General features: G+C 72.2%; 18 protein-coding genes and 1 pseudogene. 11 read left to right on the forward strand and 8 right to left on the reverse strand.

Annotated elements, in window-relative coordinates:
* The first annotated feature begins 148 nt into the window (after positions 1–148).
* The 3 genes from BGO37_RS01345 (at position 149) to BGO37_RS01355 (ending at position 3,022) form a co-directional block, all read left to right on the forward strand.
* Positions 149–751 (forward strand): 50S ribosomal protein L25/general stress protein Ctc, encoded by a 603-nt coding sequence (locus BGO37_RS01345; protein WP_291751425.1) that lies wholly within the window; start codon positions 149–151, stop codon positions 749–751.
* 25 nt (positions 752–776) lie between these two features.
* Positions 777–1,403, forward strand: coding sequence for an aminoacyl-tRNA hydrolase (pth, locus tag BGO37_RS01350; RefSeq protein ID WP_291751427.1), 627 nt, complete (start codon positions 777–779; stop codon positions 1,401–1,403).
* Positions 1,404–1,489: 86 nt separating this feature from the next.
* Positions 1,490–3,022: a sugar transferase gene (locus BGO37_RS01355; RefSeq protein WP_291751430.1), complete on the forward strand. Its 1,533-nt coding sequence runs from the start codon at positions 1,490–1,492 to the stop codon at positions 3,020–3,022.
* A gap of 1 nt (position 3,023) precedes the next feature.
* On the opposite strand, the gene BGO37_RS01360 is transcribed toward BGO37_RS01355, so the two are convergent.
* A complete protein-coding gene (locus BGO37_RS01360; RefSeq protein WP_291751431.1) occupies positions 3,024–3,653 on the reverse strand; it encodes an acyltransferase in 630 nt (209 codons plus the stop codon).
* 208 nt (positions 3,654–3,861) lie between these two features.
* Between BGO37_RS01360 and BGO37_RS01365 the strand changes: the two genes are divergently transcribed.
* From BGO37_RS01365 to BGO37_RS01395, 7 genes are all read left to right on the forward strand, one after another.
* Positions 3,862–8,562: a DUF4082 domain-containing protein gene (locus tag BGO37_RS01365; RefSeq protein ID WP_291751433.1), complete on the forward strand. Its 4,701-nt coding sequence runs from the start codon at positions 3,862–3,864 to the stop codon at positions 8,560–8,562.
* Between the two features lie 160 nt (positions 8,563–8,722).
* A complete protein-coding gene (locus BGO37_RS01370) occupies positions 8,723–9,784 on the forward strand; it encodes a Gfo/Idh/MocA family oxidoreductase (RefSeq protein WP_291751435.1) in 1,062 nt (353 codons plus the stop codon).
* Complete coding sequence (locus BGO37_RS01375) at positions 9,781–10,785, forward strand: NAD-dependent epimerase/dehydratase family protein (RefSeq protein WP_291751436.1); 1,005 nt, start codon at positions 9,781–9,783, stop codon at positions 10,783–10,785. The genes BGO37_RS01370 and BGO37_RS01375 overlap by 4 nt, the downstream gene beginning before the upstream one ends.
* A complete protein-coding gene (locus BGO37_RS01380; protein WP_291751438.1) occupies positions 10,782–11,906 on the forward strand; it encodes a DegT/DnrJ/EryC1/StrS aminotransferase family protein in 1,125 nt (374 codons plus the stop codon). The genes BGO37_RS01375 and BGO37_RS01380 overlap by 4 nt, the downstream gene beginning before the upstream one ends.
* 1 nt (position 11,907) lies before the next feature.
* Positions 11,908–12,570 (forward strand): NeuD/PglB/VioB family sugar acetyltransferase, encoded by a 663-nt coding sequence (locus tag BGO37_RS01385; protein WP_291751439.1) that lies wholly within the window; start codon positions 11,908–11,910, stop codon positions 12,568–12,570.
* Positions 12,567–13,670 (forward strand): DegT/DnrJ/EryC1/StrS aminotransferase family protein, encoded by a 1,104-nt coding sequence (locus tag BGO37_RS01390; protein ID WP_291751441.1) that lies wholly within the window; start codon positions 12,567–12,569, stop codon positions 13,668–13,670. The genes BGO37_RS01385 and BGO37_RS01390 overlap by 4 nt, the downstream gene beginning before the upstream one ends.
* Entirely contained in the window at positions 13,667–14,833 is a 1,167-nt protein-coding gene (locus BGO37_RS01395) for a glycosyltransferase family 4 protein (RefSeq protein ID WP_291751442.1), read from the forward strand. The genes BGO37_RS01390 and BGO37_RS01395 overlap by 4 nt, the downstream gene beginning before the upstream one ends.
* Positions 14,834–14,853: 20 nt before the next feature.
* Here the strand turns inward: BGO37_RS01395 and BGO37_RS01400 are convergent, their stop codons facing one another.
* From BGO37_RS01400 to BGO37_RS17800, 4 genes and pseudogenes are all read right to left on the reverse strand, one after another.
* A complete protein-coding gene (locus tag BGO37_RS01400) occupies positions 14,854–16,377 on the reverse strand; it encodes an oligosaccharide flippase family protein (RefSeq protein WP_291751443.1) in 1,524 nt (507 codons plus the stop codon).
* Entirely contained in the window at positions 16,374–17,612 is a 1,239-nt protein-coding gene (locus BGO37_RS01405; RefSeq protein WP_291751445.1) for a glycosyltransferase, read from the reverse strand. The genes BGO37_RS01400 and BGO37_RS01405 overlap by 4 nt, the downstream gene beginning before the upstream one ends.
* A gap of 198 nt (positions 17,613–17,810) precedes the next feature.
* On the reverse strand, positions 17,811–18,506 hold the full coding sequence (locus BGO37_RS01410; protein WP_291751447.1) for a hypothetical protein: 696 nt from the start codon (positions 18,504–18,506) through the stop codon (positions 17,811–17,813).
* Between the two features lie 54 nt (positions 18,507–18,560).
* Positions 18,561–19,088, reverse strand: a pseudogene (locus tag BGO37_RS17800) (glycosyltransferase); the annotation flags it as partial.
* Positions 19,089–19,216: 128 nt separating this feature from the next.
* On the opposite strand from BGO37_RS17800, the gene BGO37_RS01420 reads away from it, so the two are divergent.
* Positions 19,217–20,209: a glycosyltransferase family 2 protein gene (locus tag BGO37_RS01420; protein ID WP_291751452.1), complete on the forward strand. Its 993-nt coding sequence runs from the start codon at positions 19,217–19,219 to the stop codon at positions 20,207–20,209.
* 3 nt (positions 20,210–20,212) lie between these two features.
* Here BGO37_RS01420 and BGO37_RS01425 read toward each other — a convergent pair whose 3' ends face one another.
* The 3 genes from BGO37_RS01425 to BGO37_RS01435 form a co-directional block, all read right to left on the reverse strand.
* Positions 20,213–20,875, reverse strand: a complete 663-nt coding sequence (locus BGO37_RS01425) for a polysaccharide deacetylase family protein (RefSeq protein WP_291751454.1) — start codon at positions 20,873–20,875, stop codon at positions 20,213–20,215.
* Positions 20,872–21,705, reverse strand: a complete 834-nt coding sequence (locus BGO37_RS01430; RefSeq protein ID WP_291751456.1) for a glycosyltransferase — start codon at positions 21,703–21,705, stop codon at positions 20,872–20,874. Before BGO37_RS01430 ends, BGO37_RS01425 begins: the two co-directional genes overlap by 4 nt.
* Before the next feature lie 99 nt (positions 21,706–21,804).
* Entirely contained in the window at positions 21,805–23,436 is a 1,632-nt protein-coding gene (locus tag BGO37_RS01435) for a DUF4082 domain-containing protein (RefSeq protein WP_291751458.1), read from the reverse strand.
* Between the last annotated feature and the right edge of the window lie 10 nt (positions 23,437–23,446).

Genomic DNA, 23,446 nt, shown 5'->3' on the forward strand with positions numbered 1-23,446 from the left:
GGCCTCGAGCCACATCCGTGATCGACTGGGCCGATGCCTCCGCGTCGCCCGTCCCGCGCCCCGCGTCGAGGCCGTCTCGATTCGTCGTACCAGTTCGTCATGCGCCGCGCCCCGGGTGCGGCGACAGTCAACGCTCCGGAGGACCACCATGGCCGAGACCAAGCTCGTCGCCACCAGCCGCACCGAGTTCGGCAAGGGCGCCGCGCGCCGCCTGCGCCGCGCCAACCTCATCCCCGCCGTCCTCTACGGGCACGGCACCGACCCGGTGCACGTCGCGCTGCCGGGCCACCAGGTGATGATGGCCGTCAAGCACTCCAACGCGCTGTTCGAGATCGAGATCGACGGCACGCTGACGCTGGCGCTCGCCAAGGACGTGCAGGTCGAGCCGGTGCACAACGTCATCGAGCACCTGGACCTCCTCATCGTCCGCCGCGGCGAGAAGGTGACGGTCGAGATCCCCGTGCACGTCGTCGGCGAGTCGGCCCCCGGCACCATCCACGTCGTCGAGACGCAGCACCTCTCGCTCGAGGCCGAGGCGACCCACCTCCCCGACCGCGTCGAGGTGTCGATCGAGGGCCTGGAGGAGGGCGCGATCCTGCACGCCGGCGACATCGCCCTCCCGCAGGGCTCTTCCCTCCTCACCGACCCCGAGCACGTCGTCCTGACGATCACCGTGCCGCGGGCCGAGGCCGAGACCGAGGCCGAGACCGAGGCCGCCCCGGCCCCGGCCGCCGCCGCCGAGCAGGACTGACCCGCACCGGGCAGGGAGGACGAGCGTGGCCGAGGACCGTTGGCTCCTCGTCGGCCTCGGCAACCCCGGCCCGGAGTACGCCGGCAACCGGCACAACGTCGGCGCGATGGTGCTCGACGAGCTGGCGCGCCGTCTCGGCGTGACGCTCGGACGTACCGGCGGTGTCCTCGGTCGACGGCCGCAGGCCGCGACGGCCGAGGCCCGGCTCGGCACGCTGCCCGGAGGGGCACCGGGCCCGCGCGTGGTGCTGGCCCGCCCGACGACGTACATGAACGTCTCGGGCGGGCCGGTCGGCCAGCTGGCGAGGTACTACGACGTGCCTGCCGAGCGCGTCGTCGTGGTGCACGACGAGCTCGACATCCCCTTCGCGGACGTCCGCCTCAAGGTCGGGGGCGGGGAGGGCGGCCACAACGGACTGCGCGACGTCTCCCGCGCGCTCGGCACCAAGGACTACGTGCGGGTGCGGGTGGGCGTCGGACGCCCGCCCGGGCGGATGGACGCCGCCGACTTCGTGCTCCGCGACTTCTCCGCGACGGAGCGCAAGGACCTCGAGTGGCTGGTGGACCGCGCCGCGGACGCGGCCGAGGCGGTCGTCGTCGAAGGGCTCGAGAGGGCCCAGCTGCTCTTCCACACCAAGCCCAACGGCGGGTGAAAGTGTCATGAATCGGACATCTAGGGCTTAACGGGTACCAACCAGGTCGAATAGGCTCCAAACCGGACACCGGGGAGGGGGCTGACATGACCGTCGTAGGAGAACCCGGCGCGATCACGGCCGAGCTCGCCGCGCTCGTCGAGCGCCGGCGTCCCTCTGCCGCCGTGCGTCGCTCGTGGGCCTCCACCGAACCCTTCGTCGCCGGCGAGCGGGTGCCGCTCGAGGGTGACGAGGCCGACTCGTGGCGGGGCGCGGCCACCGGCTACGTCTACCGCGCGGCTTCCGCCGACCTGGCGCTCGTCGCTGCGACGCTGGCCGGTGCGTACGCGCTGGGCTGGCTGCCGACGACGACCCAGGCCATCCCGGCCCTCATCGCCGGTGCCACGTTCCTCGTGGCGGTCGGCGTCGGCCACGGCTACGACGGGAAGTCCGTCGGCGACGGCCCCCGCGAGCTCCAGGCCGTGCTGCGGGCGGGGGTCGCGGCGGTCGTCGTGCCCGGGCTCGCCACCGCGTTCACCGCGCACCCGCTCCCGCGGCTGATGCTGGCCGTCGTGGCCACTGTGCTGACCGTCGTCGGGCTCCTCTGCCGGCAGCTGCAGCGACGCGGGCTCCACGGCGCCCGCCGGAACGGGCTCGCGATGACCCGCACGCTCGTCGTCGGGGACGCCGACTCGGTGCACCGCACCATCGAAGGGCTGCGCTCCTCGTCGCACTACGGCTACCGGGTGGTCGGCATCTGCCTGCCCTCGGTGAACGACCGGCCCCCGCAGGACGGGGTGCCACTGCTCGGTGCCTTGGCGGACGTCGTCCAGGTCGCCTACGACTACCGCGTCGAGGCGGTCGTCGTGGCGGGAAGCGAGCTGGCCGGCGATGCGCTGCGGCGGCTCTCGTGGGCGCTCGGACGGGCCGGCGCGGACCTCGTCGTCGCTCCCGGGCTGGTCGAGGTGCTGGGGCCGCGCGTGTCGGTGCGCCCGACGGTCGGGCTGTCGCTCCTCGAGGTGCAGACCGTCCCGCCGCGTCGCCGCCTGCTCGCCAAGAGCCTGCTCGACCGGCTCGTCGGTGGTGCGCTGATGCTCGCCGCCACCCCGGTGATCCTCGCGGCCGCGCTGGCGGTGCGCGTGACCAGCCGCGGGCCGGTGTTCTTCCGGCAGGCGCGCATCGGCATCGACGGGCGCCCGTTCACCATGATCAAGCTGCGGTCGATGTACCGGGACGCGGAGGAGCGCAAGGCCGCACTCCTGTCGCAGAACCAGGGCAACGGCCTGCTCTTCAAGATGCGCGACGACCCGCGGATCACCCCGGTCGGCAAGGTGCTGCGGCGGTTCTCTGTCGACGAGCTGCCCCAGCTGTGGAACGTCGTGCGCGGCGACATGTCGCTCGTCGGCCCGCGCCCGCCGCTGCCGAGCGAGGTGGATGGCTACCAGGACCAGGTGTTCCGGCGTCTGCACGTGCGGCCGGGGCTCACCGGGCTGTGGCAGGTGTCCGGCCGGTCCGACCTGTCGTGGGACGAGTCCGTGCGCCTCGACCTGCGCTACGTGGACAACTGGTCGGTCGCGATGGACCTGCTCATCCTCTGGAAGACAGGGCGCGCCGTGCTCGGGTCCGCAGGGGCGTACTGACTCAGAGGGCGAAGTCCAGGGGGGTCAGCACGCCGTCGGCCTCGGCGTAGCGCTCGCCGCTCGTCGGGCAGCGCCAGCGGCCGTCGCCGTCGGCGAACAGCGGCTCGCCGGCGCGCCCGACCCAGCGGACCCGCCGCGCGGGCACCCCCGCGACCAGGGCGAAGTCGGGCACGTCCTTGGTGACGACGGACCCCGCAGCCACCAGCGCCCAGCGGCCGATCGTCACGGGGGCGACGCACACGCTCCGGGCACCGATCGAGGCGCCGGCCCGGACGGTCACGCCGACGGCGTGCCAGTCGTCCGCAGCCTTCAGCGTCCCGTCGGGGTTGACGGCGCGCGGGTAGTAGTCGTTGGTGAACACCGCGGCCGGCCCGACGAAGACGCCGTCCTCGAGGACGGCGGGCTCGTAGAGCAGCGCGTAGTTCTGGATCTTGCAGCGAGCGCCGACGAGGACTCCGGGGCCGATGTAGGCGCCGCGGCCGACGATGCACTGGGCGCCCACCGCGGCGTCCTCGCGCACCTGGGCGAGGTGCCAGACCTTGGTGCCCGCGCCGATCGTCGCCCGGGGGTCGACGTCGGCGGTAGCGGCGATCGTGGCCGGCGGCAGGGCGGCCGGCGGGGTGTCGGGCACGGTCGGCTCCGGGTTCGGTGGATGGACTTACGCCGATGATCCCGTGCGGTGGTGGCGGGAGCGCACGACGCGACGGGTGATCTTCGACCGAGATGTACCCGTCGTCGCGCTTTGGACCGTATTGTCCGGTATGACCCGGATTGGTGTCCGAGTCCGTGTCGTCGCCGCTGAGCGGCGGCGTGCGGAACGACGTTCGAGCGGAGCCGACATGTCTACTCGGGCAGCCCACGGTCGGGTCGCCGTCCTGGTCGCCGTCGCCCTCGCGAGCGTAGGGCTCACCGCCATCGCCGCGCCGGCCAGCGCGGCCGATCCCTGCGGCGTCGGCAGCAACCCCATCGTCTGCGAGAACTCCAAACCGGGCACCGACCCGTCCGTGTGGGACATCCAGGGAGCCGGCGACTCGGAGCTCCAGGGATACGCCACCGACATCTCGGTCAATGCGGGTAGCAGCATCGGCTTCAAGATCGACACCACGTCGTCGAAGTACACGATCGACATCTACCGGACCGGCTGGTACCAGGGGCTCGGCGCGAGGCACATCGCCTCGGTCACCCCCTCAGTCGCGCTGCCGCAGACACAGCCGCAGTGCGTCTGGGACGAGACGACCGAGCTGACCGACTGCGGCAACTGGGCTGTGTCCGCCACGTGGAACGTGCCCACCGATGCGGTCTCGGGCGTCTACGTCGCGCTTCTCGGCGACACGGTCCACAACTGGTGGAGCCAGATCACCTTCATCGTGCGCAACGACTCGTCGCACTCGGACATCGTCTATCAGACGTCTGACCCGACGTGGGAGGCGTACAACACTTACGGCGGCTCCGACTTCTATCAGGGCGGCGGCCCCGGCCGCGCGTACAAGATCAGCTACAACCGGCCGTTCGCCACGCGGGGTTGGCAAGGGGGCCGCGACTTCTACTTCAGCTCCGAGTTTGCGATGGTGCGCTTTCTCGAGCGCAACGGGTACGACGTCACCTACATCGCTGGCCTGGACTCGGACCGATACGGCAGCCTTCTCCTGAACCACAAGACCTTCATGTCCGTCGGGCACGACGAGTACTGGTCGACCGGCCAGCGCGCGAACGTCCAGGCGGCCCGTGACGCGGGCGTGAATCTGGCGTTCTTCAGTGGGAACGAGATCTACTGGCACACGCGGTACGAGCCGTCGATCGCTGGGACGCCGACCGCCAATCGGACCCTCGTCTCCTACAAGGAGACGTGGTCCAACGCAAAGATCGACCCATCCCCGACGTGGACGGGCACGTGGCGAGATCCGAGATTCGCCTCGACGGCGCAGGGGGCGGGTCTACCCGAGAACGGGTTGAGCGGCACGCTGTACATGTCGAACAACTCGGACCTGCCCGTCACGGTGACGGCCGCGCAGGGTCTGACGCGGCTCTGGCGCAACACGTCGCTCACGTCGATGCCGGCCGGAACCACGCAGGCGCTGGCGCCGCACACGGTCGGGTACGAGTCGGACGAGGACCTTGACAACGGTGCCCGTCCGCCGGGCCTCGTGGACCTTTCGACGACGATCGGCGCCGTCCCGCAGTACCTGCAGGACTTCGGCAACGTGACCGCGCCCGGCACGACGACGCATCACGTAACCCTCTACAAGGCCTCGAGCGGAGCGCTCGTCTTCTCGGCGGGAAGCATCCAGTGGGCGTGGGGCCTCGATCAGACTCACGACGGATCTGGTGCGCCCGCGGACCCGCGCATGCAGCAGGCGACCATCAATCTGCTGGCCGACATGGGCGCGCAGCCGTTCACGCTGATGTCCGGCATGGTGCCGGCCGCGGCGTCGACCGACGTCACGGCGCCGACGGTCACCATCACGACGCCGACCGCCGGCACTCCGGAGACCAACGGCTCGTCCGTCACAGTGTCCGGGACGGCGAGCGACGTCGGCGGCGTGGTCGCGGGCGTCGAGGCGTCAACCGATGGCGGCGCCACATGGCACCCCGCAGTTGGTACGACCAGCTGGTCGTACTCCTACCTGCAGGCGGGTGTCGGAGCAACGAGTGTCCAGGTGCGTGCGATCGACGACAGCGCCAACATCGGCATGCCCGCGTCGCTGTCCCTGAACGCGTCGTGCCCGTGCTCCCTGTACGGCACGACGACGCCCGTCACTGCCGACAGCGGCGACCCCTCGGCGGTCGAGCTGGGACTGCAGTTCAGCGCGTCGACGGCCGGTTTCGTCTCGGGCGTCCGCTTCTACAAGAGCACGGCCAACACGGGCACGCACGTCGGCTCGCTCTGGACGAGCGCAGGGCAGCGCCTGGCGACCGTGACGTTCAGCAACGAGACCGCGAGCGGCTGGCAGCAGGCGTCGTTCTCGACACCTGTCGCCGTGTCCGCCGGGACGACGTACGTGGTGTCTTACACCGCACCCGTGGGGCATTACGCCAACCAATCGGAGGCGTTCGCGTATGCCGGGCGTAGCGCACCGCCGCTCGCGACCACAGGTGGCTTCGGGTCGTCCTACAGCGGCGTGTACGGCACTCCCGGCTCCTTCCCCAACCAGACCTTCAACGCCAGCCAGTACTACGTCGACGTGCTGTTCCAGACAGCCGACACGAGTCCGCTGACCATCGGTTCGCAGAGCCCGTTGCCGGGTTCGACGAGCGTGCCGCTCGGCACGCCGATCCAGGTGACGTTCTCCAAGACCGTCACGGCGCCGTCCGTCTCGCTGACCTTGGCGGCGGGGTCGACCGCAGTCGTCGGCACGACGAGCTACGACTCGACATCACGCATCGCGACATTCACACCCACGTCAGCCCTGACGCCGTCGACGACCTACACCGTCACGGCCGCCGCGACGTCCAACACCGGCGGGGTGACCGGCGGGGCGTCCTGGACCTTCACCACGGCGGCGCCGGACCAGGTCGCGGGTGGGTCGCCGGTGTCCTTCTACAACGACTCCGCGACGCCCGCCACCCTCGAGGCGGCGGACTACAGCGCGGTGACGCTGGGCGTCCGGTTCGCCAGCAGCACCAGCGGCGTCGTCAACGGCGTCCGGTTCTACAAGGGACCGCACAACACGGGGACCCACGTCGGGACCCTGTGGGCAGCCGGTTCCGCGACCCCGCTGGCCACCGCGACGTTCAGCGCGGAGAGCACGCAGGGCTGGCAGACGGTGATGTTCGCGACGCCGGTGCGCATCGCGGCCGACACCGAGTACGTCGCCTCCTACCGGACCACGGTCGGCGCGTACTCGGCGACGACCGGCGCGTTCTCGGGAGTGGGCCTCCAGCGCGCGCCGCTGCGGACCGCCAGCGACAGCGGTATGTACTCGTACGCGGACGCCTACCCGGGCTCGACCTCGTCGACGAGCTACCTGGTCGACGTCGTGTTCACGCCCGACCCGGCGCCCCTCACGGTGGTCGCTCAGAGCCCGGCGCCCGGCGAGCCCGGGGCGGCCGTGGGTTCGCCCGTGTCGCTGACGATGAGCGCACCGCTCGCGGCCGGGGCGACGCTCGGCCTGACGGCCGGGACGACGGCTGTGGCCGGCACGACCAAGCTCTCGTCCGACGGCCTGACCTTGACGTTCACACCGTCCGCGGCGCTGGCGCCGAGCACCGCCTACACGGCGACCGCCGCGGGGCTCGTGTCGACGACGGGCGCGACCGCCGGTCCGGTGACGTGGTCCTTCACGACCGCGGCGAGCTCGGGGTGCCCGTGCACGTTGTTCAGTGAGGTCGTGCCGGCCACCACCGCGGCGAACGACAGCTCGGGCGTCGAGCTCGGCGTGTCCTTCACGCCCAGCCAGAACGGCTCCGTCTCGGCGATCCGCTTCTTCAAGGGGACGGGGAACGGCGGCACCCACACCGGCACCCTCTGGAGCGCCACGGGCACCGCACTGGCGACGGTCACCTTCAGCGGTGAGACGGCCAGCGGATGGCAGACCGCGACGCTCGCGACGCCGTACACGGTGACTGCGGGCACCACGTACGTGGTGTCGTACTTCGCCCCGCAGGGCCACTACGCGGTGACGCAGAACGCGTTCACGGCGGACGTCGTCGCGGGGCCGCTCACCGCACCCGCCGCCGGCAACGGGCGGTACCGGTACGGCGGCGGGTTCCCGACGAGCACGTGGCAGCAGTCGAACTACTTCGTCGACCTCGTGTTCACCCCCGCGCCGCCAGCGCCGCTGACGGTGACCAGCACCGTCCCGACGGGCGGAGCGACCGGGGTGTCCACGGGTTCGACGGTCTCGGCGACGCTCTCCACGACGCCCAGCGCCACGCCTGCCCTGGCGCTCACCGGCCCGGCCGGTGCGGTCGCGGGGTCCGTGGCCTACGTGGCCGCGACGGGCACGGTGACGTTCACGCCGTCCGCCGCGCTCGCCCCGGGCACCGTCTACACGGCGACGGTGACCGTCTCGGGCGCGGTGCCCGCCGGGGGCACCTGGAGCTTCACCACGGCGACCGGCACCGCGAGCCCGGTCTCGCTGTGGTCCAGCACGGACGTCCCGGTCTACGCGTCGTGGAACGACACGGCGAACGTGCAGGTCGGCACGCGTTTCACCAGCAGCGTCGCCGGGACCGTCACCGCGATCAAGTTCTACAAGGGCTCGGCGAACACCGGGGCGCACACCGTCAAGCTGTGGAGCGCGGGCGGAGTGCTGCTGGCGAGCGCCCCTTCGTCGGGCGAGACGGCGTCGGGCTGGCAGACCGTGACATTGCCGACTCCCGTCAACCTCACGCCGGGCGCCGTCTACACGGCGGCGTACGAGTCCGTCGGCGGGCTCTACGCCGTGACGGTCGGCGGGTTGACGAACGTCCGCACGGTCGGACCGCTGTCGACCGTCGCCAACGGAGGGGCGTACGTGTACGGCGACGGCAGCGCGTTCCCCGCCGGCACGTCGTCCGCGTGGTACGGCGTCGACCTGGTCTTCGTCCCCGCCGGCTGAGCATCGCGACACACGTGTGGCCGCTCGTCGCCCGTCGACGGCGGCCACACGTGTCCCCGGAGTGTTCACCCGTGCCCGCGGGGTGAAATGGCACCGAACCGTGGCAAAGGTGCCAATTCGGACACCAGACTGGAGGCCATACCGACCGGAACGAGGAGACATGACCGAGCAGCTGCGCGCCGCCGTGATCGGCGCGGGGTACTGGGGGCCGAACCTCGCACGCAACTTCCGCGGCAGCCCCGACTGGGACCTGGTCGCGGTGTGCGACCTCGACGAGGCCCGGGCACGCAAGGTCGTCGGCCCGCGGTCGACGGTCGAGGTGATGACGTCCGTCGACGAGCTGCTGGCGCGTGACGACGTCGACGCGGTCGCGATCGCCACCCCGGCCCGCACCCATGCCGCGCTGGCCACCGCCGCGCTGCGCGCGGGCAAGCACGTCGTGGTCGAGAAGCCGATCGCCGACGGCGGGGCGGCGGCTCGCCGCATGGTGAGCCTCGCGGCCGAGGTCGACCGGGTCCTCATGGTCGACCACACCTTCTGCTACACGGCCCCGGTCATGAAGATCCGGGAGCTCGTGGCCTCCGGCGACCTCGGCGAGGTGCTGTTCGTCGACTCGGTGCGGATCAACCTCGGCCTGGTCCAGCCGGACGTCGACGTGTTCTGGGACCTCGCGCCGCACGACCTGTCGATCCTCGACTTCATCCTCCCGGGCGGGCTGGTGCCGACCGCCGTCGCGGCCCAGGGGGCGGACCCGCTCGGCGTCGGCCAGTCGTGCGTCGGCTACCTGACGCTGCCGCTGCCGGGCGGGGCGATCGCGCACGTGCACGTCAACTGGCTCAGCCCGACGAAGATCCGCCAGGTCGTCGTGGGCGGCACCAAGCGGACGCTCGTGTGGGACGACCTTCAGCCGCAGCAGCGCCTCACCGTCTACGACCGGGGCGTCGACCTCGGCCGACCCGACGCGGACAAGGCGCGGGTCAACGTCTCCTACCGCCTCGGCGACGCCTGGGCTCCGGCACTGCCCGAGCGCGAGGCCCTCGGTGTCATGGTCGGCGAGCTCGCCGCCGCGATCCGCGAGCATCGGCCGGCGCGCACCGACGGGCACGCCGGCCTGCGCGTCCTCGACGTGCTGGAGGCCACCTCGCTGAGCCTGGCGGACGGCGGCCGCCTCACCCCGGTGTCCACCGGGGCCCCGACGACGACGCTGGAGCCGGTCGCATGAGCACGCTGCAAGGAGCGAACGCCCTCGTCACGGGTGGGGCCGGCACGATCGGCTCGACGATCGTCGACCAGCTGCTGGCGGCGGGTGCCGGCAAGGTCGTCGTGCTCGACAACCTCGTCCGCGGCCGCCGCGAGAACCTGGCCGGCGCCCTGGCGAGCGGGAACGTCGAGCTCGTCGTCGGCGACCTGCGGGACCGTGACCTCGTCCACGACCTCGTCCGCGGCCAGGACCTCGTCTTCCACCAGGCGGCGATCCGCATCACCCAGTGCGCCGAGGAGCCGCGGCTCGCGCTCGAGGTGCTGGTGGACGGGACCTTCACGGTGCTCGAGGCGGCGGCGGAGCACAAGGTGGGCAAGCTGGTCGCCGCGTCCAGCGCGTCGGTCTACGGCCTCGCCGAGGACTTCCCGACGAACGAGCGCCACCACCACCACAACAACGACACCTTCTACGGGGCCGCGAAGAGCTTCAACGAGGGCATGGCCCGGGCGTTCCGCGCGATGTACGGACTGGACTACGTGCTGCTGCGCTACTTCAACGTCTACGGCCCGCGGATGGACGTGCACGGGCTGTACACCGAGGTGCTGGTCCGCTGGATGGAGCGCATCGCGGACGGGCTGCCACCGCTCATCTTCGGCGACGGGCTCCAGACCATGGACTTCGTGTTCACGGAGGACATCGCCCGGGCGAACCTTCTCGCGGCGAGCAGCGACGTCGTCGACGGCGTCTACAACATCGCCAGCGGCACGGAGACGAGCCTGCTCGGCCTCGCCCAGGCGCTGCTGCGGGCGATGGACTCCGACCTTGACGTGGAGCACGGGCCGGAGCGGGCCGTCAACGGCGTCACCCGTCGCCTGGCGGACACCACCGCGGCACGGATGGATCTCGGTTTCGAGGCGACCGTCGGCCTCGACGAGGGGTTGCGCCGGCTCGTCGAGTGGTGGCGGCCGCTGCGTGCCGAGATCGCGGCGGGACGGGCGCTGAGCGGGGCGGGGCGGGCATGAGCCGCATCAACGTCATGCAGCCGTGGTTCGGCCCCGAGGAGGTCGCCGCGGTGTCCGAGGTGATCGCTTCCGGCTGGGTCGCGCAGGGGCCGCGGGTCGCGGCGTTCGAGGTGGCGTTCGCCGAGGCGATGCAGGCGGGTCACGGGGTCGCGACCTCGTCGTGCACCACGGCGCTGCACCTGGCGATGGTCGTCGCGGGCGTCCGCGCGGGCGACGAGGTCGTCGTGCCCTCGTTCTCGTTCATCGCGACGACGAACGCCCCGACGTACGTCGGCGCGCGGCCGGTGTTCGCGGACGTCGATCCCGTCACGGGCAACCTCACCGCCGAGACCGTCGAGGCGGTGCTCACCGACCGGACGCGGGCGGTCGTCGTCGTCGACCAGGGTGGTGTGCCCGTCGACCTCGACGCCATCCGCGCGGTGACGGACCCGCGCGGGATCGTCGTCATCGAGGACGCGGCGTGCGGCGCCGGCTCGACCTACCGCGGCCGGCCGGTGGGTGCCGGGGCCGACGTGGTGACGTGGTCCTTCCACCCGCGCAAGATCGTCACCACCGGCGAGGGCGGCATGCTGACGACGCCGCACGCGGCGTGGGCCCAGCGCGCCCGGCGGCTCCGGGAGCACGCGATGAGCGTCTCGGCCGCGGACCGGCACGCCAGCGTGCTGGCACCGGCCGAGGAGTACCCCGAGGTCGGCTACAACTACCGGATGACCGACCTGCAGGCGGCCGTCGGCCTCGTGCAGCTCGGCCGGCTGCCGGAGGTCGTCGCGCGCCGCCGGGAGATCGCCGCAACGTACGCCAAGCACATCGGGGAGATCCCGGGGCTGCGCGCGGTCGCGGACCCGGCGTGGGGCACGTGCAACTTCCAGTCGTTCTGGGTCGAGGTCACGTCCGCATACCCGCTGGACCGCGACGGCCTGCTGGCATGCCTCGCGGCCGCCGACATCTCCGCCCGCCGGGGCATCATGGCGGCCCACCGGCAGCCGGCGTACGCCGGCGTGCGTCACGTGCCGCTGCCCGTCACCGAGCGGCTGACCGACGGCACGCTGATCCTGCCGGTGTTCCACCAGATGTCGGAGTCGGAGCAGGCACGCGTCATCGACGTGCTGGTGGGGGCCTGACGTGGCCGACCAGGTGCTGCTCGTCGCCGCGAGCGGCCTCGCCCGCGAGGTGCTCGCGGTTCTCCGCACGCGCGGCGGGTTCGACGTGGCGGGCTTCCTCGACGACTCGGCCGCCCTGCAGGGCACGACGATCGACGGGGTGCCGGTGCTCGGCACGATCGAGGAGGTGCGCGCGCACCCGTGGTGCGACGTCCTCGTCTGCGCCGGCCGGGGCGCCGCGCGGGAGGCCATCGTCGCGCGCCTCGACGCCCTCGAGGTGTCGCCGGCGCGGTACGCCACGGTGGTCCACCCCTCGGTCGACGTGCCGGTCGGCTGCGAGGTGGGGGCGGGGTCGATCGTCCTGGCCGGGGTGGTGATGACCACCTCCGTCACGCTGGGCGAGCACGTCGTCGTCATGCCGAACGTCACGCTGACGCACGACGACGTGCTGCAGGACTACGCGACGGTGTGCGCGGGCGTGGCGCTGGGCGGGGGCGTCGTCGTCGGCCGTGCCGCGTACCTGGGGATGAGCAGCTCCGTCCGTGAGCACACGGTCGTCGGTCCCCGCGCGACCCTCGGCATGGGCGCCGTGCTGCTGCAGGACCTCCCCGCCGGCGAGACGTGGGCCGGGGTGCCGGCGCGCGCGCTGCCGGCGTACGACGAGCGGAAGGCATCTCTGTCATGAACATCCCGCTGGTGGACCTTGCCGCCCAGCAGGCCGAGATCGCCGACGAGGTGCGAGCGGGTCTGGACGAGGTGTTCGCGACCACCGCGTTCATCGGCGGGCCGGCTGTCGCACGGTTCGAGGCGGCGTATGCCTCGTACGTCGAGGTGGGGCACGTCGTCGGGGTCGCCAACGGCACCGACGCTCTCGAGCTCGCCTACCGCGCCGCCGGGGTGACCCGTGGCGGGGAGGTGGTCGTTCCCGCCAACACGTTCATCGCTACGGCGGAGGCCGTGTCACGCATCGGTGCGGTGCCAGTACCGGTCGACGTCGACCCGGAGCACCTGCTGATGGATCCTGCCGCGGTGCGGGCGGCAGTGGGGCCCCGTACGCAGGCAATCGTGCCGGTGCACCTCTTTGGGCAGGTGGCGCCGGTTGACGAGATCGGCAAGATCGCGGCCGATGCGGGCGTTCCGATGATCGAGGACGCCGCGCAGTCCCAGGGGGCCCGACACAATGGCCGTGCCGCCGGATCGTTCGGCCTCGCCGCCGGCACGAGCTTCTACCCCGGCAAGAACCTCGGTGCGGCCGGTGACGCGGGGGCGGTGCTGTCGTCGGATGCCGACGTCGCTCGCCAGGTCCGGGTCCTGGCCGCCCACGGCTCGGCGCACAAGTACGACCACGAGGTGGTCGGGGTCAACTCGCGGCTGGACGCCGTGCAGGCTGTGGTGCTTTCTGCGAAGCTCAAGCGGCTCGACGCGTGGAACGCGGCGCGTCGGGCGGCCGCCGCCCGGTACGCCGAGCTCCTGGACGGCGTCGACGGTGTCCGGGCCCCGGTCTCCGCCGAGGGCAACGAGGACGTCTGGCATCTCTACGTTGTGCAGGTCGACGAGCGGGACCGCGTGCTGGCGACGCTCAACGCCGCCGGGATCGGGGCCGGCATCCACTACCCGACGCCGATCCACCTGACCGGCGCATACGAGTCGCTCGGGTTCGGCACCGGCTCCTTCCCCGTGGCAGAGGCGGCAGCCGAGCGCATTCTGTCTCTGCCGCTGTACCCGCACCTTACGGCCGGGCAGCAGGAGCGTGTCGTCGAGGTGCTGGCCCAGGCGGTGCGGTGACGCTGCGCCGGCGGCGCGTCCTCGTCCACCTCAACAGCCTCGAACTCGGGGGGACGCAGATCAACGCGGTCGACTTCGCTGCGGCGCTCGCCCCGCTAGGGTTCGACTCCTGCCTCATCGGTCCGCGGCCGACGCTGCCCGGGCCGAGCGTGCTCGACGTGGCACGCGATCGGGGGGTCGACATCGATCCGTACGAAGAGCCGGAGACAGTCCTTGCCCACGCGCGGCTGCTGTCGCGCTGGGCCGATCGCCTCGACGTCGATCTCGTGCATGCCTACGGCACGTGGGGCGCTGCCCGTTCGGTCTTCTGGGGGCCGAGCCGGTTCGCCAGCCGGCCCTGGGTGCTGACGATGTACGAGATGGTGCTCAGCGAGTCGGTGCACCGACACGTGCCCCTTGTCGTCGGCACCGAGTACCTGCTGGATGAGTGCGTCGACCGGCCGGGCCCGACCATCCTCATCCGGCCTCCGGTGGACATGACCCGCGACCGCCCGTCCGAGGTCCCCGTTGCGAACCGCGAACTGACGGTGGTCATCGTGTCCAGGCTCGAGGAGAACCTCAAGGCCGTCGCGATCGAGTCCGCGATCGGGGCGGTTCGGCTGCTCGCCGACCGAGGCATCGTCCTCAAGGTCGTCGGCACAGGGGCGGCGGCGCCACGGCTTCGCCTCCTGGGGCAGAGCGTCAACGCCGAGGTAGGTAGGGAAGCGGTGCAGTTCGTCGGCCCAATGTCCGACCCGCGAGCCGCCTACGCTGGTGCCGACATCGTGCTCGGCATGGGGGGTTCCGCAGCGCGCGCGCTCGCGCACGGAAAGCCGCTCGTCGCGCAGGGAGACAACGGGTGGAGCGAGATCTTCGAGCCCGAGACGGCGCAGCAGCTCGCCCGGAACAGCTACTGGAGCGACGAGAAGGTGTCGCGGCCCGACGAGCTGCTGGCGCGTCAGCTGACGCGACTCATCGACGACCCTGCTCTGCGCGTGGAGCTCGGGAGGTTCGGGCGCATCTTCGCGGAGAGGCACTTTGGCCTGGAGGCGATGGCCGCACGCCTGGCCACGTTCTACGAGGAGGCGATCGCTGCGTACACGGCCGGGTCGTGGTGGGCCGACCTGCCAACCGAGGCCAGGCGCGTGCCCGCGAAGGTCGCCCGGGTACTCAGGCGTGCCTGAGCGCCGCCTCCTGGGACCTATCAGGCCGACACCCGCGACCATCGCAGCAGCACGGTCCTCACGCGCGCCGGCACCGGTGCGTGGTCGATCGCGTCGCGATAGATCCCCGGGACGACGACCCGCAGCAGCACGAGGTGCACCGCGACGATGACGACCCCCACGACCAGGAGCTGGACGATGCTCGGCCCAGCCACGACCGCGAGGACTGCCATCCCAGCGGCGCCGGACCCGAGGGCGCACGCGATCTGGGTGACGAACAACCGGGCGAGGTCGCGCTCCGTCGTGCCGATGTCACGCGAGACGAGCCGCCACCGTGCCACGGTCGCGACGAAGGCGACAGCAACGAAGGCCCACGCGACCGCAGTCAGGCCGCGGGATACGGCCAGTGCCGTCGCGCCGACTGTCACGACGTCTGTCACCGACGAGTAAACGAGCCACCGTCCGGCCCGCCCGAGGGCGTAGAAGAGCCCCTGGTCGAGGAAGGCGCCCAGAGTGAGGATGCCTGCCACGGCCAGTCCTCGTGCGACGGGGACACTCTGCGACCACTGCGGGCCGAAGAGGAACGGGATCACCACGGGCGCGGCCACCGCCACGAAGATCAGGACCGGCGACACCGTGCCGTACACGAGCCGGAGGGCGCGCTGGTAGGCCTGGCGCAGCCGCTCGGGGGTGTCCCGGACCTTCGCCAGGACAACGAGCGACACCGGTGCGACGGCCGATCCGCCGAGGTCCTGTGCGACCTGGACCAGGCGCTGCGCGATCGAGAGGTACCCCAGAGCGGAGGTTCCCAGCGAAACCGCCACGATCGCTGTCTCGGCCCAGCCGCGCAGGATCGCAACCAGCTCTACTGCGACGACCTTGTACCCAAAGCGGGCCATGGTGACGAAGTCCATCCGCGAGAACGTCGCTGACGGCCGCCAGCGCGCGGCGATCCAGGCGCTTCCCGACGTGATGGCTACCGACGTCAGCGCCTGGACGACGAGCGCCCAGACCCCGCCGTTCTCGAGCGCGACCAGGACCGCGGCGAGCTGGGCGAGGACGGCACCGGCGGCCCCCTGTAGCGCCAGGAGGCGGAAGCGCATCCGGCGCCGGAGCAGCGCCGTCGGCACTGAGGCGAGGACCACTAGCGGCACTGAGATCAGCATGACGCGCATGACGCTCGCGGCCGCGGGAGCGCCCAGCAGGTTGGCGAGGAGCGGCGCACCGGCGAAGAGCGCGCCCCCGAGGATCGCCGCAGCGGTGAGCGAAAGCCAGTAGCCAGTGCTGAGCACGCGCTGGTCCGGGTCCGTCGCCTGTACGAGATAGGTGGACAGCCCGAGGTCCGACAGCAGGTAGACGAAAGGCAGAACCGAGGAGGCGACCGCGACGACGCCGAACTCCGTGGGCGAGACGAGCCGCGCGAGGATGGCGATGGTGGCCAGGCCCGAGAGCCGTACCAGCCACTTCTGCGCCGTCAGCCAGAGCGCACCGGAGGCGGCGGCGCGGCCGAGCTGCTCACCTGTCGCTGCCTGCTCGGCGATCGGTGCGTCGGCGGGGGACGTCATCGAGCCGCATCCCCACTCGGGCGCGCGACGGCGCCGGCGTCCCGCCGGTGCTCGATCGCGGCGCGGACGACTCCCGCGTGCCCCGCGACCATCCCATCGAAGCCACCGTCCAACGGTGGTCTCGCCGGTCCAAGGCGACGGGCGGTGTCGACCGCAGCGGACAGGGCGGCGGCAAGGACGCCCGCGTTCGGCTGGTGCGTGGCGCGCCGACGCGCCGCGCGCACGACCCTGTCCGTGACGCGGTCGGCAGGTCCAGTGGGGTTCGGGATCAGCGCCGACCCACGCACCGCGCGGTCCACAAGCTCTGCCGCGCCCCCGGTGTCGCTCAGGACCACCGGCAGCCCGGCCGCGACGGCCTCGGTCGCCGCGAGGGGCCACCCCTCGAAGAAGGAGTCCAGCACGAAGGCGTCGGAGGCCACGAGGACGCTGGCAGCGTCGCAGATCCCCAACAGATGGACCCGGTCGCCGTGGGGGTGTAGCCGGCGGATCGCATCCGCGCGACGGTACTCGAGCCAGTCGGACGGCTCGCCGGCGACGACGAGGCGCATCCGCTCGTCGTGCGCCGCGGCCGAGAGGAAGGCCGCGACCGTCGCGGCGATGTTCTTCTGTGAGTCATACCGTGCCAGGCAGACGACGACGACCTCACCCTCGAGGTCGACACCGAGCGTCTCGGCGAGGGCCAGGCGTGCGCGGTCTCGGGTGCCGTCGGCCATCGGCCGGACTGGCATCGAGCCGTTGGCCACGACAACGATCTTGTCTGCGAGCCTGCGGGGGAGGCGCTGGGCATGGAACTGACGGACCACGTCGCTCACCGCAACGACCGCGGCGGCGCGGTCGAACAGGGCCGCGGTCTCGCGCCACATAGCCTCGTCGTAGTGGATCTCGGTGTTGTGGAGCACCGGAACGACGGGCACGCCCAGGGCGAGCGCCGCTGCCACGAGGTGGCGAGGCGCACTGTGCACCTGGACTGCGTCGAGCCCCGCGTTCCGTAGTGCGGCGCCGATCGGCTGCCCCGCAGGCATGACGAGCACCTCGACGCCGGCATCCCGGAGTCGCTGCACTCGGTCGCCGTCCGCGGGACAGACGACGACGGGAGCGATCCCCGCGGCCCCGAAGCCGACGGCGAGCATCTCCAGCACCCGTCCGATGCCGCCGCTGTCGAGCTGGTCGGCGAAGAGGCCGCAGCGGACGTCGGCAGCACGGCCGGTCGCGGCGCTCGCCAACTCGAACCGCACGCCCGGCACCGGACCCAACGTCGCGAGTGGCCGCCGCAGGACCCGGCCAGCCAGGGGGTGGACATAGCCGTACCGGATTCCGGGGGACGTCAGGTCCGCGAGACCGACCGCGAGGCCGAAGGCACCCGCCCGAAGGCGCGCGACGAGTGTCGCAGGCGACCTGCGGACCACGGAGCTCACGGCGTCGGTCACGATCGGCTAGCCGGCGACGGGCGCGGGCCGCGCAGTCGGCGTCGTCGTGGTCGCGGTCGCCGGGCGACGACCGAACGGTGCGCTGCGCCGGGTGCGCCACTGCGCACGAACTCGAGCCGCCGCGGGGTGGACCAGGAGCCATGCGCCGGTGTCTTCGGCGAGCCCCAGGAGGTGCGGCGTGTCGGCCAGCAGCGGTGCGAGGCCGCCGACCGCACCCTCGTCGATGCCGGTGACGAGGACGGCCCGCCCGGCGACCGCCGAGAACCAGCCGTAATCCACGCTTCGCCCGACTTCGGCCGAGACCGTCCGGCCGAGTCGCGGCAGACCGTCGACCGACCATCTGCCGCCTTCGAGAGCGGAGTTGCCGAGGTTGACGACGTGCAGCGACGCGGCGTCGATGGTTTCGAGCGCCTCGTCGATCGCCAGTCGGATGTCGCCCAGGATCATGTCGTGGGTCGACCGGCCGGCGGCGCGGGCCAATCGTCGGGCCCGCAGCGACTCGCGCCACCAGGTCGCGACGCCCCTGCGGCGGCGCAGCGCGGTGCGTATCGGACCATCCTGGCCTCGTGGCCGAACGACGCCGCAGGTGGTGCGCATCGGCAGCAACGCTGGGTAGATCGCGGCGACGTGGCGGTGGGCCTCGTCGAGACGGGCGAGATTGACCGTCAGGCTGTTGTGCGTGAGCGCGAGATCGTGCGCCACGACACGGAGACCGGCGGACCGCATCCTGGCCCCGTACTCGACGGCGTAGGCGTGCCAGGCAAGGTCCGGGTGCTCGCTCAGAGGGTCGGCCACGACTCGGTCACGATCGACGAGGAAGAGCACTTCATCGACGCTGTCGACGTCCTGCGACTCGGAGGTCGGCTGCCCGATCATCACGACTCGGTCCCGCACCCGCCCGAGGACGGCTCCCGTGTCGGTGATGCCGACCGCGCCGACGAGTCCGATCCGCGGGTCGTCCAGGAGCGCGGCGGCCGCACGCTCGAGCGCAACGAGGTCGTGCAGGTAGACGTCCTGGTGGACGAACGCGACCACTCGACGGCGTGACTCGGCGGCGCCGGCGTTGAGGGCGGCGCCGGCTGAGCGGAATTGGCCGCGAGTGTTGTCGACGGGGATGTACTCGGTGTCCGGGGCGTCAGAGAGCCCCGCGGCGATCGAGCGGTCCAGGCACGACGAGCGCACCGCGGGGTCGTTGAAGACGCACACGATCGACACCGGCTCACGTCGCGCGTCCGCCATGGCAGCCCCTCCCGGCGAGGGATGGAACCCCCTCGCCTCGACCATAAGGGACGAAACGGATCATATGCCGCGATCCAGATGAGGTTCACCCGCGTCGTCACCCAGCCGCTGGAGCCCGTGCGAATCGGCCTCGTGCGACGATTTCGACGCCGCCCGAGTCCAGGAGGCTGTTGGTGTCCCTGCGCCATCCGCGCCGCCTCGTCGCCGCTGGACACCTGTCGGCCCAGCCGCGGATCGGACGTGCGACCGGCGCGCCGGGACGCGTCGGCGTCGTCATCGTCACCTTCGACAGCGCGGCCGTCGTCGCCGGCGTCCTCGCCTCCCTGCCGACCGGTCTGGCCGGCGTCGACTGGAGCGTCGTCGTCGTCGACAACGGGTCGAGCGACGGGACCCTCGACGTCGTCCGTGCGGCGGCACCGGACGCCGAGGTGGTGCGGTCGCCGCGCAACGGCGGCTACGCCGCCGGGATCAACCTCGGCGTCGCCCACCTCGGCGACGTCGACGCCTACCTGATCCTCAACCCCGACGTGCGCCTGGCGCCGGGATGCGGCCGCGAGCTCCTCGCGGCCCTCCGACGGACGGGTGCCGGGATCGTCGTGCCGCGCCTCCTCGACGCGAAGGGCGAGCTCATCGCCTCCCGGCGACGGGAGCCGACGCTCCGGCGGGCGCTGGCCGACGCCGTGCTCGGTGCCGAGCGTGCCGGCCGGATCCGCGACCTCGGCGAGGTCGTCACCGATGTGGCCGACTATGAGCGGGAGAGCCCGACTGACTGGGCCGAGGGTTCGACGCAGATGGTCTCCGCCGACTGCTGGGGCGCGGCCGGGCCGTGGGACGAGACCTATTTCCTCTACTCGGAGGAGACGGACTTCGCGCTCCGTGCCCGGGACGCCGGGCACGCGACCTGGTACGTGCCGAGCGCCACCGCCACGCATCTCGAGGGTGGGTCGGCCGGCAACCCGCGGCTGTGGAAGCTCCTCGTCGCCAACCGCTACCGCCTCTACGCGCGACGGCACGGGCGCGCGGAGTCCGCCGCGTTCTGGGGCGTGCTCGTCGTGCGCGAGGCGAGCCGGGCGGTGCTGGGCAAGCCGACCAGCCGCGCCGCCCTGCGGGGGCTCCTCAGCCGCTCCTACCTGCGTCACCCGAAGGGTCCGCACAGCATCGCGTAGCCGTCACCGCAGGCGCTTGGCCAGTCCCTTCGCCTCGAGGACGAGCCGCCGGGGCAGCGGCGCCGGGGTGAGGACCCGTCCGCGCAGCGAGTCGACCGTGTCGTCGCGCGTCACGCTGTACCGCGGCTGCAGCCAGGCGCCGGGCCGGGCCGGCCGGGCGTCCGACGTGAACGCACGGTGGTAGCCGAGGCCACGGAGCGCAGCGAGCGCGGTGCGGTCGTACTGCCCTCGGGGGAACGCCGCCTGGTCGACGAGGCGCCCGGAGGCCTCGGCGATCTGGGCCCGGGCGGTGACGAGCTCGCGCGTTCGTGCCGCGGGGTCGAGCGCGCGCCACGAGACGTGGTTCATCCCGTGGCTGCCGACCGTCATCCCGGTGTCGGCGAGGGCACGCACGTCGTCGCGCCCCAGGCTGCCGGCGGTGTCGAGCCGGCCGGCGAGCACGAAGAACGTCGCCGCCAGGCCCCGCTCGACGAGCGCCGGGAGGCCGATGCGCTCGTCCGACGCGTTGCCGTCGTCGAACGAGAGCGCGACCGACGGCCAGCCTGCGACGTCGTCGAGGATCCGCAGGAACTCGTCGCGCGTCACCCAGTAGCGCGCCTCGGCCGCGTCGACCGAGCGTGCGGGCGTGCCGATGCCGTGGAAACAGACGTTCCGCAGCTCGCTCATCGTCCCCCCCGCGGCGCCCGTGTCGTGGTGTCCGTGCCCCAGGAGCCGTCGGAACGCCGGGCGCGCCTCTCCGCGACCAGCGTGATGACCGCGTAGACGAGTCCCGCCGGAGCGAGCCAGGGGCGGGGCAGCACCACGTCACGCAGCCAGCTGGTGCGGTTCGACGAGCGGACCCCCACGCGACCGGAGGCGCGGAGCGCGGCGTTCCCGCGTCGCACCCGAGCCAGGCGTCCGACGAGGTCGCGAGTCCGGCGGGGTGTCTCGACGGTGGTGTGCACCGAGGCGACGAGCACCCGCTCGTCGGCCGCGAAGAGCGAGTCGAGGAAGAGGTCGTCGGCCAGCACGTCCGGGAACCGCTCGAAACGCGCGCGCGCCGGCTCGGTCAGCGCGATCATGCCGCGACCGTACAGGCCGGTGCGGGCGGCGGGCAGGCGCGACTGGATCGCGTAGTAGCAGCGCACCGCGGGGGGCCGTCCGGACACCACGAGGCGCCGGTCGGGCACGGCGACGAGCGGCCCCGAGGCCTCGCCGAGCGCCCCGACGAGCGCCCGCACCGTGTCGACGGTCGCACCGACGTCGGCATCGAGGTAGATGCGCGGGTACCCGGTGGCGGCGGCGTCGCCCGCGTTGAGCGCGCCGGCCTTGCCGGCCTCCGGCAGGTCGAGGACCGTGACGGGGCGGGCGCGGGCCACGCTCGCCGTCTCGTCGGAGCACCCGTTCGCGACGACGACGACCTCGAGCTCGCCCGGTGCGGCACCCGCGAGCAGGCGGTCGAGGTTGGCGCCGATGACGGCGGCCTCGTTGTAGGCCGCGATCACGACGCTCGTCATCGATCCGAGCCCGGCCGGGCGGCGACCCGCGTCCCGAAGCGCGACATGCCCGGAGCCTACGGGATCACCCCGCGGCCCCGGGCATGTCCCGGAGGGTGCCTAGGAGACCGGCTGCCCGGCGTTCGGGCCGTCGTTCCAGACGTTGCCCGTGACGGTGACCGCCGGCGGGTCGACCGACGTCAGCGGCCCGTACACGCCGCCGTTCGGGTAGACGCTCGTCGTGAAGCGGTTGTTGGAGATCACGATCCCGCCCACCTTCGAGAGCGTGTCGACACCGGCGGCGTAACCGCCGTACACGGTGTACGCGCCGCCGCCGAGCAGGTTGCCGTCGATGACGATGTTCTTCATCGAGTCGGCGGAGCCCGTCGAGAGCATGATCGCCGACGTCGAGCCCTTCCCGATGACGATCGTGTTGTGGGTGATCCGCACGTTGTCCGACCCGAGCGACTGCATGCCGTCGTTGTGCGAGCCCGCCGTCATCACGAGGTCGTGGACGTAGGAGTCCTGGACCGTGACGTTGTCACCGAGCTTGAGGCCGTCCATGGTGCCGTGCACGTTCACCCGGGTCAGCGTGTAGTTGTACCCGCCGACGGCCGCGTCACCCGACGTGTTGTTCTGCCCGTCGAGCTCGGAGTCCACGATCTGCAGGTTCGTCGCGCCCTGGTCGTTCAGGACGAGGAAGAAGCCCTGCGCGCGGATGACGCTGTTGCGGATCGTCACGTTGTTGGCGCCTGCGGCGATGACGAGCGGCGTGGTGATGAGCTTGGAGTCGATCACGGTGCCGGGGGTGGTGATGGTGGCCGGGCCCGTGTAGGGGGTGAGGGCGACGCCCGCCGGGACACCCGTGGTCGTCGCGCCCGGGAAGCCCGTGCTCGGCGGCGGCGAGGTGGGCGGCGTCGTGGTCGTCGGCTTGGGCGTCGGGCTCGTCGTCGTGGGCTTGGGCGTCGGGCTCGGCGACGTCGACTGGGTCGGCGTGGTCGTCGGCGTCGGCGTCGGGGCTGTCGTGGTCGTGGGCGGGCTCGACGGTGTCGTGGCCGTCTGGCTGGGCGTCGCCGTCGCGGTCGGCGCCGGAGCGCCGGCGTTCGCCGCGCTGCTCGGCTGGAAGACGACGTCGACCCAGTACTCGCTGCCGCGCCAGGTCTGGCTGGGGAACGAGCTGGTAGACCCGTACGAGTACACGCCCGAGTTCGTCGCGGGGATCGTCAGCTGCGGAGCGGAGTCGGTCCCGGTGAAGTACTCCGTGCTGGCGTAGTGGCCCTTCGGCGCGAGGTACGAGACGACGTACGTCGTGCCGGCGCTGACGGCGACCGGCTTCGAGAAGGTCGCGATCTGCCAGCCGCTCTGCGTCTCACCGGTGAACGTGATGCTCGCGAGCCGGCCGCCGCTCTTCGTCCAGAGGTTGCCGACGTGCGTGCCGGTGTTGGTGCCGGTCTTCCAGAACTTCACGCCGAGCACGGTGCCGGAGACGGTGGGCGTGAACCGCTGGCCGAGCTCCACGGAGTTGGTGTCCTGGTCGACGTTCGCCGAGAGGGGACGCGTCGTGCCCCACAGGGTCTGCGTGCCCGATGGCAGGCTGGCCGGTGTCGACAGCGCCTGCGCGCTGGTGATCCCGACGAGTCCAACAGCCATGACGGCACCGATGACCGCCCAGCGTCCGCTCCGGCCGAGTCGTCGCCGCCGCCCTGCTGCCGGGGCGACGGCCGTCCAGCCGTCGTAGGGGTATCGGTCCATCGTGCTTCTC

It is taken from the genome of Cellulomonas sp. 73-92 (assembly GCF_001898175.1).
Lineage (GTDB): Bacteria > Actinomycetota > Actinomycetes > Actinomycetales > Cellulomonadaceae > Cellulomonas.